Consider the following 12112-nt stretch of genomic DNA (forward strand, 5'->3'; position numbering starts at 1 on the left):
CCCGGGTCATAGTGTCGACGCGATGGACCCGGCCCGACCCCCGGTGCTCGACACCGCGTGGAGGCTCGACCGGGGCGGACCCACGATGAAGAGCGGCACGGAGAAGCGCACATGAGCAAGGGAACGATCCTGATCACCAGGGCCTCGGCGGGCCTGGGCGCGGAGATGGCGCGCCGGTTCGCCGCCCTCGGCTACGACCTGGGCCTGTGCGCCCGGCGCACGGAGAAGTTGGGCTCCCTCAGGGACGAGATCGTGGCCGCGCGTCCCGATCGCCGGGTGGTGCTCAAGGCACTGGACGTCACCGACGACGAGGCGGTCTTCCGGGTCTTCGGGGAGTTCGCGGCCGAGTTCGGCACGGTGGACCGGGTCATCGTCAACGCGGGGCTGGGCAAGGGCGCCGCGCTCGGCAAGGGCCGCTACGACGCCAACCGGCAGACCGCCATGACCAACTTCGTGGGGGCGCTGGCCCAGTCGGAGGCGGCCATGGAGATCTTCCGTGCGCAGGGTCACGGCCATCTGGTGATGATCTCCTCGATGTCGGCCCTGCGCGGCATGCGCAAGGCCATGACCGTCTACGCCGCCACCAAGGCGGGCGTGGCCGCCATCGCCGAGGGTCTGCGTTCCGAGCACGTCCCCGGTCTGGACGTGTCGGTGATCTATCCGGGCTACATCCGCTCGGAGATGAACGAGCACGTTCGGCAGAAGACCCGATTCATGGTGGAGACCGAGGTGGGCGTACGTTCCATGGTGGCCGCGATCGAGAAGCGCAAGGTCAAGGCGTACGTCCCCGCCTGGCCGTGGGCGCCGATCGGTTTCCTGATGAAGCGCCTGCCTCTGCCCGTGGTCAGGAGGCTGTCCTGAGCGACGGCCACGTCACCCCGCCCACCGAACGCGTCCCACGAGGGTGTTTCACAGCTCCTCGACGGTCCGCATGATCCGCGCCCGCGCCTGGCCCCCTTCGGGGACGGGGAGCAGCGGGTGGACGTGGAGCGCCCCCTCCTCCTCGAACAGACGTACCTCTCCCCCGGCCCGGGTCACCTGGTCGTACAACCGGCGGGTGTCGGGCCAGAGCAGGTCGCGAGTGCCGATGTACAGGTCCATGGGCGGCAGGCCGGCCATCGGCCCGTAGATGGGGCTCAGCCGGGGTTCGGTCAGGTCGTCGCCGCCCGCCCACTCCTTGGCGGCCTCCAGGAGCCCGACCGGGTTGAGCCAGGGGTCCGCCCCCTCCACCTCCAGGATGTCGGGGTTGGACATCGTCAGGTCGAGCCAGGGAGAGATCAGGACCAGCCGTGTCGGGGCGGGCAGGGCGACCTCCGGCAGGGTCTGTGTCAGGGCGAGGGCGAGCCCTCCGCCCGCGGAGTCCCCGGCCAGCAACGTGCGCGTCGGATCGACGTCCGCCATCAGCTCCCGATACACCTCGTGCAGGAACCCGAAGGCCTCCCGGTAGGTGTGTTCGGGGGCCAGCCCGTAGATCGGCACCTCCACCCGACAGCCGGCGTCGACCATGCGCGAGATCAGCACCCCGTGCCAGCCGGAGATCTCGCTGACGTAGGTGCCACCGTGCAGGTACAGCACGGCCTTCTCGGGTTCCCGCACACCGCGGGGACGCACGGTGAAGGTGGAGAAGCCACCGACCCGTCGACGCGTGATCCAGTGCCGTCGGGTGAGCCAGTGCGGAGCGGACGGGTCCTCCTTGGGCTCGTTCATCCACTCACGAGCGCCCTCCACCGATCCCATGGGGCCCTTGCGCACCACTCGCAACCCCAACGCCAACAGGTGGGTCAGCAGACTCGACATGGGTGGCACCCTCCTCAGGACATCCTGCCCCGACCCTTTCACGGACCGACGACGGCACACGAGAAGGGCGCACACGGCGAGGAGAGATCTCGGGCACTTCCACCCGACCCGTCGAAGGAGCGTCGGGGCATCGGCTCCGCCCGGCCCCGCTCTACAGCACCACGAGGTCGTCGCGGTGGACCAGCTCGCGTTCGTAGGTGGGGCCCATCTCGCGGGCCAACCACCGGGTGGATCGACCCATCAGGTCGGGGACCTCGGCGGCGTCGTAGTTGACCAGCCCTCGAGCGACCAGGGTGCCCGACTCGTCGCGCAGGTCGACCGGATCGCCGGCGCTGAACTCGCCGTGCGCCTTGACCACACCGGCCGGCAGCAACGACGCCTTCTCCTCGACCACCGCCTTCACCGCTCCCGGGTCCAGGACCAGGCTCCCCCGTCCCGCGGTGGCGTGCGCCAGCCACAGTTGCCGGGCGGAGGGGCGGCGGCCGTCGGCCGGGGCGAAGAACGTGCCGACCCTCTCCCCCGCCAGGGCGGCCCGGGCGTTGGCCACCGAGGTCAGCACGGTGTGCACGCCGGCCTCGGTGGCGATGCGCGCCGAGTCCACCTTGGTGACCATGCCGCCGGTACCGACACCGCGTTTGCCGGTGCTGCCGATGTCGATGCCGTCGAGATCCGCGCGGCCCCGGACCAGGTGCACCACCGAGGTGCCCTCGTCGGCCGGATTCCCGTCGTAGAGGGCATCCACGTCCGAGAGCAGCACGAGCGCGTCGGCGCGCATCAGGTGGGCGACCAGGGCCGCCAGGCGGTCGTTGTCGCCGAACCGGATCTCGTGGGTCGCCACGGTGTCGTTCTCGTTGACGATCGGCACGGCGCCGATGTCGAGCAGTCGGCGCAGGGTCCGTTGGGCGTTGCGGTGCTGCACTCGCCGCATCATGTCCTCGACGGTGAGCAGGACCTGGGCCGCGGTGAGTCCGTGTCCGGCGAGTTCGGCGGTGTAGGAGGCCACCAACAACCCTTGGCCGACGCTGGCGGCGGCCTGCTGTGAGGCCAGATCACGAGGGCGCCGGGTCATGCCCAGCGGACTCATTCCGGCCGCGACCGCACCTGAGGAGACCAGGATCACCTCTTGGCCGAGGGCGCGGCGCGCGGCCAACACCTCGACCAGGTCCCGGATACGGCCGGCGTCGATGAGTCCGTCGGGGGTGGTCAATGAGGAGGACCCCACCTTGACCACGACCCTGCGGGCCTGGGCCACGGAACGGCGACCGGCCGCCTCCATGGGTTCGACGTGCTGCTTCGGGGTGTCTGCGCTGTGCACCACGAGGGACTTTCCATCCGTGGCACGGCGCCTTTTCCGGGCGCCGTGCGCTTGCCTGTGTGGGTTCGGCCGGTGTGGAGCGGTCGGTCCCCGCGCGGGTCAGCCCAGCCGGGCGTCGGTGCCGCGCGGGCCGGACGGGACGACCTCGGCGTCGAGCGAGTCGTCCCAGTCGAAGACCACCGAGTCCTCCTCGGTACCGATGCGCACCTCGGCCCCCTGGGTGGCGCCGGCCTTGGCCAGTGCCCCCTCGATACCGAGCCGGTTGAGTCGTTCGGCCAGGTAGCCGACGGCCTCGTCGTTGGAGAAGTCGGTCTGGCGCACCCAACGGGCCGGCTTGTCGCCACGCACCCGGAAGATGTTGTTCCCCAGCGGGACCACCTCGAAGGGCGTGTCACCGATGAGCTTGGGCCGCAGCACGATGCGGGTGGGTTCGGCCGCCGGTTCGCTCTGTCGCGCGGCGGCGACCTGCTCACCGAGGGCATAGGAGAGTTCGCGCAGGCCCTCACGGGAGGCCGCGGACAGCTCCATGACCTTGTAGCCGCGCTCCTCCAGCATGGGACGGACCATGTCGGCGAGCTCGCGGGCGTCGGGCACGTCCACCTTGTTCAGGGCGACCACGCGCGGCCGGTCGGACAGGTCGACCCCGGTCTGCTCCCCGTAGGCGGCCAGTTCGGCCTCCAGGGCCTCCAGGTCGGTGACCGGGTCGCGGCCGGGCTCGAAGGTGGCGCAGTCCAGCACGTGCAACAGGGTGGAGCAGCGCTCGATGTGGCGCAGGAACTCCAGGCCCAGGCCCTTGCCGTCACTGGCGCCGGGGATGAGCCCTGGCACGTCGGCGACGACGTACTGGACCGAGCCCGCCTCCACCACGCCCAGGTTCGGGATGAGGGTGGTGAACGGGTAGTCGGCGATCTTGGGCCGGGCCGCGGACATCGCGGCGATCAGCGAGGACTTGCCGGCGCTGGGGAAGCCGACCAGACCCACGTCGGCGATGGTCTTCATCTCCAGACGCACGTCGACGACCTCGCCCTCCTCACCCTTGAGGGCGAAGCCGGGGGCCTTGCGCTTCTTGGAGGCCAGCGCGGCGTTACCGAGACCGCCGTTGCCGCCCTGGGCCAGCACCAGGCGGGTGCCGTGACCCACCAGGTCGGCGATGACCTCGCCGTCCGTCCTGGTGACCACGGTGCCGTCGGGCACGGTCAGGACCAGGTGCTCGCCGTTGGCCCCGGCCCGGTGACCGCCCTGGCCGGGCGTCCCGTTCTCGGCGGTGCGGTGCGGCCTGCGCTGGTAGTCCAGCAGGGTCGCGCTCTGGGTGTCGACCTCCAGGACGATGTCGCCGCCCCGGCCGCCGTTTCCACCGTCCGGTCCACCCAGCGGTTTGAACTTCTCACGGTGCACGGAGGCGCAGCCATGCCCGCCGTTCCCGGCCTTGACGTGCAAGACCGCCTCGTCGACGAAGTCAGGCATTGCTCTCCCCGTAACTCGTGGGGCCACCGCCTCCTGGCGGGGCCGTGATGCGACGTGCCACCCGCGCTATGCGCCGTCCTCGAAGGGACTCCCTAGTGACAACGCGAAGGGCGGGCCAGTGTTCCCTGGCCCGCCCCGAAGAAATCGTCGCGGCTCGACCTAGACGGCGGCCGGGACGATGTTCACGGCCTTGCGGCCGCGGAAGTTACCGAACTTGACCTCACCGTCGACCAGGGCGAACAGCGTGTCGTCGCCACCGCGACCGACGTTGGCGCCCGGGTGGAACTTGGTGCCCCGCTGACGAATGAGGATCTCGCCGGCGGAAACGGCCTGGCCACCGAAGCGCTTCACGCCGAGGCGCTGGGCATTCGAGTCGCGACCGTTCTTAGTGGACGAAGCGCCCTTCTTGCTTGCCATTTCTCCAGGCCTCCTACTTCGCCGCGATACCGGTAACGCGCACCTGGGTGTGCTTCTGGCGGTGACCCTGGCGCTTCTTGTAACCGGTCTTGTTCTTGTACTTCATGATGTTGATCTTGGGGCCCTTGGTCTCACCGAGGACCTCGGCGGTGACCGTGTAGCCGCTCAGCTTGTTCGCCTCGCTGACCACGTTGTCACCGTCGACCACAAGGATGGGCTGCCACGTAAGGGTGGCACCGGTCTCCTCGGAGACCCTGTCGATGTTCAGGACGTCGTCGACAGACACCTTCTCCTGTCGGCCGCCCGCTCGCACGATCGCGTACACCGGGGAACTCTCTTCCTGCTCGCTCAACGAAAAATGCGCTCACTGATGACCGTGATGCCACGATCCACGAATCGCCTGTAGCGGGGCGCGGGGATCTGAGGGAAACAAACCCACCTGGTGGAGAGCACTGCGGTCTCGGGGCGCGCGAACACTTGGGGCGCGCCGACGCACCGTCCATCAGATTACCATTGCCCTGGTACAGACCCGCACAGTCGGTCCGGTCCGGACCCGGTCGTTACCGGGTCCGGACCGAATTCTCGTCCCGCCTCGCTCGACCTCAGCCCGCGTCGACGGCGGAACCACCGGTCGGTGAGGTCACCGCCGCCTTGGTCCGCCGGGTGCGGCGACGCTTGGGCCGTTCGGTGGCGCCTTCGGCGTCATCGTCGGCCGAGTCGGACTCGTCGCCATCCGCCGTCGCCTGCCCACCCTCACCGCTGTCGGCCTCGACGGCCTTGCGGGTGGTGGTGCGCCGGCGGGTCCTCTTGACCGGGGCCTCTGCGACCTCGGCAGGTGCCTCCTCCGTCTCGGGGGCGGCCTCGGCCTCCTGGGGAGCCTCAGCGGTCTCCTCGGCGGCCTTCTTCGCCTTGGAGGTGCGCTTGCGGGTCCTCTTGACGGGGGCCTCCTCGGCCTCCCCGTCCGAACCCGCGGCGTCGCCCTGGTCGGCGTTCACGGTCGGCTCGGTGCTCTCCACCGCGGTGTCGGTCTGCTCGCCCTTGGCGGCCTTACGGCTCCGGGTGCACTTGGCGGGCTTGTCGCCCTGCCCCGCGGTGTCCTCGGCGACCTCGACGGGACGGTCGACCTGGTCGTTCTCGACCGCGGGCCGCTCGGCCCCCTCGTCCTTGGCGGGCTGCTCGGACTTCTCCGACTTGTCGCCCTTGTCGCCGGATGCGTCGGACGCGGACTCGGAGTCGCCCTTGCCCTTCTTCTTCTTGCGACCGTTACCGTTGCCACCGCCGTTGCCACCGCCCTTGTTCTCCACCGGCTCGGAGGAGATCACCAGGCCACGGCCGTTGCAGTGGTCACAGTTGTGCGAGAACGCCTCCAGCAGCCCCTGGCCGACCCTCTTACGGGTCATCTGGACCAGCCCGAGCGAGGTGACCTCGGCCACCTGGTGCTTGGTGCGGTCCCGGGACAGGCACTCCAGCATCCGACGCAGCACCAGGTCGCGGTTGGACTCCAGCACCATGTCGATGAAGTCGATGACGATGATGCCGCCGATGTCGCGCAGCCGCAGCTGGCGGACGATCTCCTCGGCCGCCTCAAGGTTGTTCTTGGTGACCGTCTCTTCGAGGTTGCCGCCCTGACCGGTGAACTTTCCGGTGTTGACGTCGACCACGGTCATGGCCTCGGTCCGGTCGATGATCAGCGAACCACCGCTGGGCAGCCACACCTTGCGATCGAGGCCCTTGTTGATCTGCTCGTCGATCCGGTACGCGGAGAAGACGTCCCGGTCCTCGGTCCAGTGCGAGAGCCGCTCGGCGAGGTGGGGCGCCACATAGTCGACGTACTCGTGGACGGTGTTCCAAGCCTCGTCACCGGAGACGACCAGACTGGAGAAGTCCTCGTTGAACACGTCACGAACGACCCGGATCGTCAGGTCCGGCTCGCTGTTGAGCAGGGACGGGGAGCTCGCCGACTTGGACTTGCGCTTGATGGAGTCCCACTGCTTGGCCAGGCGCGTGATGTCACGCTCCAGCTCCTCCTCGCTGGCGCCCTCGGCCGCGGTGCGCACGATCACGCCGGCGCCGGAGGGCATCACCTTCTTGAGGATCTGCTTGAGGCGGGCACGCTCCTTGTCGGGGAGCTTGCGGCTGATGCCGGTCATCGAACCGCCGGGCACGTACACCAGGTAGCGGCCGGGCAGGCTGATCTGACTGGTCAGGCGGGCACCCTTGTGTCCGACCGGGTCCTTGGTGACCTGCACCAGGACGGACTGACCGGACTTGAGCACCGACTCGATCCGCTTGGGCTGGCCCTCCAGACCGAAGGAGTCCCAGTTGACCTCGCCCGCGTACAGGACGGCGTTGCGGCCCTTGCCGATGTCGACGAAGGCGGCCTCCATCGACGGCAGCACGTTCTGCACCCGGCCCAGGTACACGTTGCCCACGTAGGAGCGGTGCGTGGCCCGGTCGACGTAGTGCTCGACGAGGACGTCGTCCTCCAGGGTGGCGATCTGGGTGCGGTCGCCGATGCTCCGGATCACCAGGTCGCGCTTGACCGCCTCACGGCGGGCCAGGAACTCCGACTCGGTGACGATCGGGGCGCGGCGCCGGCCCTGTTCGCGGCCTTCGCGGCGGCGCTGCTTCTTGGCCTCCAGGCGCGTGGAGCCGCGGACCGCCTGGACCTCGTCCTCGATGGGACGTTCCTGGCGAGGCTCGCGCACCTTGACCACGGTGTTGGGCGGGTCGTCCGAGGTGCTCTCGCCGCTCCCGGAGGAGCCGGAGCCCGAACCGGAGCGGCGGCGACGCCGACGGCGCCGACGGCTACCGCCGTTCTCGCCCTCGTCGTCGGAGTCGTCATCGGAGTCGGCGGAGGGCTCGTCGCGTCCTTTGCCGTCCTTGGTGTCGGAACCCTTGGTGTCCTTGTGGCGCTCTTTGACGGTGTCCTCGCCGGAGTCGGCGGAGTCGAACTCCTCACCACCGTTGTCCTCGGGACCGCGCGACCGGCCACGGCCACGACCGCCCCGACGACGGCGCCGACGGCTGGGACGCTCCTCGGAGCCCGTCTCCTCGGCGGGGGCCTGAGCCTCGGCGTCGGAGTCCTGCTCGGTCTCCTCTTTCTCGACCTCGACCTCGACGGCCTTGCGGGTCTTGGCCGGGACGTTCTGCTGGGCGACCGGAGGCTGGAAGAGCATGCCGCCGGGCGGGGAGAAGAGGGAGCCGGAGGCGCCGGGGGTGTTCTCCTCGGTCTCCTCTTCCTCGACCGTTTCCGGGGCGGGTGCCTCGACGGTCCTGGGTGCGCGCGAGCGCGCTCGGGAGCGGGTGCGTCCGCGGGAGGCGCTTTCCTCGGCGCCCTTCCCGTCATCTCCGGAGTTCCCCTTGGGGGCGGCGCTCTTGTCGGCCGCATCCCGGGGAGCGTCGTCGTCCTCGGAGGCCACTCGGGTGCGTCGACCACTGGTGGCGGCGGGAACGTCCGCGGGCCGGCCCGCGGCACGGACCGTGCGCCTGCGCACCGGCGTGGGCGAAGAGGTCTTGACCGTTCCGCCCTCACCCGAACCGGCGAGCTTGGTGCTCGGCGTGGTCGGTGGCGTGAAGACGTCGTCGGGTTCGGGGGGTGGTCCGGCGGCGCGGCGAGCGCCCTTGGTGGGCGCGGGTGTGGTCACCCGAACCCCGCCGTTCCCCGCCGGGGGTGTCCCCGCCGTGTTCTCGGTTGTTTCAGTTGTACCCGCGGTGCCGTCGGCACCGCTCTTGGGCTCGTTGTCGAGCATCCGGGCGGTCTCCCGTCAAAGTTCTCGGGCGCGCCGTCGGGCCGCGTACGGTCCGACGCTGCGGCTCACGAGAACTGTCGTCGCTGTGTCAGCGCCGGCGGCACCGGGGTGTCGCCGGGGCAAAGTCCTGTGGTTTCGCCCATGTACCCCGCGTTGGGATCGCTCATGGGCGCGATCCCGTCATGGGCGACGGCCGTGGTGCTCGGGTGCGTCGATCGTTCGTCTCATCGTGCGCGGACCCGGTGCTCTCTGTGGTGGAAGCTTCGGGTCGGTCCGCGTCGAACGGGTCGGCGATCGCACCTGTCACCTCGTCCAGCGGCCCCTGCGCCAGCCGGGTCATCGTGGGTGATGACGGCGGCGCGAGGTCGGCCACGTGGCGAAGGCCGGTCAATACGTCGTCTGGTCGGACAGCAGGTGTCGTGTGCCGTACGACCATTCGAAGTATGGCATATGTCGTGTGTCGCTCCCCTGGGGCGCGCCCATGGGGACCGTCGCACACGTCGATACCGAGTACGGCCGGGCGGGTGTCGAAGCGGCGTCGGCCCTTCTTCGTCATCCGTTCCACCTCGACGCTTTCGGCGGCCAGGTAGTCGGCCACCGCCTTGGCGGCGTCGCCGGGGTCGACGTCCGTCATCTCCACGCGCCATATGGAGGCCTGGAGCCGGTCGGCCAGGCCCGTCACCCGAGCCTCGACGACTTCGAGCACGTCGATCCCGTCGGGCATGGTCGCGTCGATCGCGTCCCTGACCTGATCGGGTCGGCACTCCTCGGCCATGGTGAGCTCTAGATACTCCGCCTCACTGGCGACCCCTGTGGGAGCCGCACCTGTGTAGGAGATCTTGGGATGTGGTGAGAAACCGGCGGAGAACGCCACGGGTAGGGAGGCCCTGCGTAGGGCTCTCTCCAGGGCCCGGGCGATGTCACGGTGACTCGCGAATCGCATGCGTCCACGTTTGGCGTAGCGGACTCGGAGCCGTTGGCCGGGTTTGGCGGTGGAGGGTGAGGTGGTGCCCTCGTGTGCGGGGGGCAGCTCAACTCCTTTCCTCATGCCCCCTCTGTGCGGGCCGTCGGTGGCGACCCGAAAGGGGCTGTTCCTCGTCCTGTTCAGCGTACGGTGCGCCGTGGTGCACATGCGCCGGCAGGACTGCACATACCGGTTCCTGCCCCGCTGACCTGGAATCGAAAAGTCTCGAACAGATTCCGAAGGGTCGTCCGAACCGGTGTCCACCACCTGAACACGGAGGGCCGGAAAAAAAATCCAAAGAAAATCCGCAACCGATGGCAACCCACCGGCACCCCCGCGAGTCTTACTTTACGTACGGCCCGGCGCGAGCGGGGCGCCGGGCCGTACACCTTCCTCCCGGGAGACTCCGAACCTCACGCGAGCGCGACGCGGACACAGCGAACGCGAGCGCACCGCAGGACGAAGACACCCGGAGCGCGAACTTTACTCTTTCACCCCAGGACACACCAGTGCCCTGGGGTTCTTTGTGTCCCACCCCGCGCACACGGTTCTTCGGTGACCTCCCACGCGAGCGCACCGGGGTCCTGGGACGGTGCTCCGTGCGCCCACGTGGGCCCTCATCGCATCAGGGACAGGTCAGAGCACGGTCAGTGGCAGCGTCGGACGCCCCTCGGCCGCGTCGTTGATCTGGATCTCGGTGCCCATGTTGTGACCGATGGCACCAGGATCACATCCGACACGTAGCCTGGTCACATGACTGGGAAGACCAATCGTCGGCCCACCAAGGCGCGGGCCGCGTACGACGTGAACGAAGCATGGACCGGGGCGGACCTCGCTCTGTTGGCGGAACTGAAGGAAGCCGAGGAGCGGCTACCAGCCGATGCCCCTCGCGCCCTGCTCTCGGTTCGCCTGTCTGTTTTCTCCGACGACACCACCTCTCCCGTGCGGCAGGAACTGGACCTGCGCCTGCTGGCCCGAGAGAAGGAGCACCGGGTAATAGGTGTCGCCAGCGACCTGAACGTGTCAGCAACGAAGGTCCCGCCGTGGAAGCGAAAGGCGCTCGGCGACTGGCTGAACAACCGCGTCCCCGAGTTCGACGCTCTGCTCTTCTGGAAGCTCGACCGGTTCATCCGGAACCTGAACGACCTCAATACGATGGTCCGATGGTCCGAGACCTACTCGAAGAACCTCGTCTCCAAGCACGATCCGATCGACCTGACAACGACCATGGGCAAGATGATGGTCCAGCTCCTCGGCGGGGTCGCGGAGATCGAGGCGGTGAATACGAAGACCCGAGTCGAGTCCCTGTGGAATTACGCCAAGACGCAGACAAGTTGGGTCGTCGGTAAACCCGCCTACGGGTACAAGACAACCCGCCGCGAGGACGGGAAGACCACCTTGGCCATCGACCCTCAGCCGGCCAAGGCGCTACACGAGGCACGGAGGCTGATCGTCGAGGAGGACGTGTCCACCTCCGAGACCGTCCGGCGGTTGAAGGAGCGCGAGATGGTCCCCCAGTCGACGACCACGTCGACCATGATCCGCCGGCTCCGCAACCCTGCCCTCCTCGGCTACCGAGTAGAAGAGGACAAGCAGGGCGGCATCCGCCGGTCGAAGGTCATCCTCGGCAACGACGCCCAGCCGATCAAGATCACAGAGCCGATCTTCACCGAGGAGGAGTGGGACACCTTGCAGGCGAAGCTCGACTCGCGAGGCAAGAACCAGCCTCACCGGCAGCCGAGCGGGGCGACGAAGTTCCTGGGCGTCATGAAGTGCATCGACTGCGGGACCAACACGATCGTCCACCACACCCGGAACAAGCACGGGGACTACGCCTACCTCCGGTGCCAGGGCTGCAAGAGCGGCGGGCTGGGGTTCCCCGACCCCAACGCGGTGTACGAGGGCCTGGTCCAGCAGGTGCTGTCCGTGCTCGGCGATTTCCCCGTCGAGACCCGGGAGTACGCACGCGGCGAGCAGAGCCGTAATGAGGTCAAGCGGTTAGAGGAGGCCATCGCCTACTACATGAAGGGGCTGGAGCCCGGCGGCCGGTACACCAAGACCAGGTTCACCCGGGAGCAGGCCGAATCCACGCTCGACCAGATGATCGCCGATCTGGAGGCCATCGACCCCGAGTCGACCAAGGACCGGTGGGTGTACGTGAAGGGCGACAAGACCTTCCGCCGGCACTGGGAGGAGGGGGGCATGGAGACCATGACTCAAGACCTCCTGCGCGCCGGAATCACTTGCGAGGTGACCCGGATCAAGGTCCCGAAGAAGCGGGCACCGAAGGTGCACCTGAAGCTGAAGATCCCCAAGGACGTGCGCAAGCGCCTGGTCGTCAAGAACAACGACTTCGCTGAAGTGTTCTAGACAGGAACGCAAGCTTGCAGCCGGGGGCTCTTT

At 68.7% G+C, this 12112-nt stretch carries 9 protein-coding genes; 2 read left to right on the forward strand and 7 right to left on the reverse strand.

All coding sequences use genetic code 11. From position 1 onward, the window contains the following. Window positions 1-111 precede the first annotated feature (111 nt). The gene (locus ACWGKS_RS11740) at window positions 112-861 is read left to right on the forward strand and encodes an SDR family oxidoreductase (RefSeq protein WP_452522550.1); all 750 of its coding nucleotides are present in this window, start codon (window positions 112-114) and stop codon (window positions 859-861) included. A 48-nt stretch (window positions 862-909) separates the two neighbouring features. Here ACWGKS_RS11740 and ACWGKS_RS11745 read toward each other — a convergent pair whose 3' ends face one another. The 7 genes from ACWGKS_RS11745 to ACWGKS_RS11775 form a co-directional block, all read right to left on the reverse strand. Next, complete coding sequence (locus tag ACWGKS_RS11745; protein WP_358512857.1) at window positions 910-1797, reverse strand: alpha/beta hydrolase fold domain-containing protein; 888 nt, start codon at window positions 1795-1797, stop codon at window positions 910-912. A 151-nt stretch (window positions 1798-1948) separates the two neighbouring features. Continuing rightward, window positions 1949-3073, reverse strand: a complete 1125-nt coding sequence (proB, locus tag ACWGKS_RS11750; RefSeq protein WP_358512932.1) for a glutamate 5-kinase — start codon at window positions 3071-3073, stop codon at window positions 1949-1951. Window positions 3074-3211: 138 nt separating this feature from the next. Next, the gene (obgE, locus tag ACWGKS_RS11755) at window positions 3212-4576 is read right to left on the reverse strand and encodes a GTPase ObgE (protein WP_358512855.1); all 1365 of its coding nucleotides are present in this window, start codon (window positions 4574-4576) and stop codon (window positions 3212-3214) included. Between the two features lie 159 nt (window positions 4577-4735). Continuing rightward, entirely contained in the window at window positions 4736-4993 is a 258-nt protein-coding gene (gene rpmA / locus ACWGKS_RS11760; RefSeq protein ID WP_067602101.1) for a 50S ribosomal protein L27, read from the reverse strand. Between the two features lie 13 nt (window positions 4994-5006). Further along, entirely contained in the window at window positions 5007-5318 is a 312-nt protein-coding gene (gene rplU / locus ACWGKS_RS11765; protein WP_358512930.1) for a 50S ribosomal protein L21, read from the reverse strand. Between the two features lie 277 nt (window positions 5319-5595). Then, window positions 5596-8745 carry an Rne/Rng family ribonuclease gene (locus ACWGKS_RS11770; RefSeq protein WP_452522553.1) on the reverse strand — a complete coding sequence of 1050 codons (3150 nt, stop codon included), beginning with the start codon at window positions 8743-8745 and terminating at the stop codon, window positions 5596-5598. 163 nt (window positions 8746-8908) lie between these two features. Then, window positions 8909-9688, reverse strand: a complete 780-nt coding sequence (locus tag ACWGKS_RS11775) for a TIGR03936 family radical SAM-associated protein (RefSeq protein WP_358512928.1) — start codon at window positions 9686-9688, stop codon at window positions 8909-8911. Between the two features lie 774 nt (window positions 9689-10462). On the opposite strand from ACWGKS_RS11775, the gene ACWGKS_RS11780 reads away from it, so the two are divergent. Continuing rightward, window positions 10463-12079: a recombinase family protein gene (locus ACWGKS_RS11780; RefSeq protein ID WP_452522555.1), complete on the forward strand. Its 1617-nt coding sequence runs from the start codon at window positions 10463-10465 to the stop codon at window positions 12077-12079. The last annotated feature ends 33 nt before the right edge of the window (window positions 12080-12112 follow it).

It is taken from the genome of Nocardiopsis sp. NPDC055879, from assembly GCF_053615935.1.

What these genes read in the sequence shown, in the direction of transcription:
- proB (WP_358512932.1), bottom strand. Translation starts at nt 3,073, where the DNA reads ATGGAGGCGGCCGGTCGCCGTTCCGTGGCCCAGGCCCGCAGGGTCGTG.
- rpmA (WP_067602101.1), bottom strand. Translation starts at nt 4,993, where the DNA reads ATGGCAAGCAAGAAGGGCGCTTCGTCCACTAAGAACGGTCGCGACTCG.
- ACWGKS_RS11740 (WP_452522550.1), top strand. Translation starts at nt 112, where the DNA reads ATGAGCAAGGGAACGATCCTGATCACCAGGGCCTCGGCGGGCCTGGGC.
- ACWGKS_RS11770 (WP_452522553.1), bottom strand. Translation starts at nt 8,745, where the DNA reads ATGCTCGACAACGAGCCCAAGAGCGGTGCCGACGGCACCGCGGGTACA.
- ACWGKS_RS11780 (WP_452522555.1), top strand. Translation starts at nt 10,463, where the DNA reads ATGACTGGGAAGACCAATCGTCGGCCCACCAAGGCGCGGGCCGCGTAC.
- ACWGKS_RS11745 (WP_358512857.1), bottom strand. Translation starts at nt 1,797, where the DNA reads ATGTCGAGTCTGCTGACCCACCTGTTGGCGTTGGGGTTGCGAGTGGTG.
- obgE (WP_358512855.1), bottom strand. Translation starts at nt 4,576, where the DNA reads ATGCCTGACTTCGTCGACGAGGCGGTCTTGCACGTCAAGGCCGGGAAC.
- ACWGKS_RS11775 (WP_358512928.1), bottom strand. Translation starts at nt 9,688, where the DNA reads ATGCGATTCGCGAGTCACCGTGACATCGCCCGGGCCCTGGAGAGAGCC.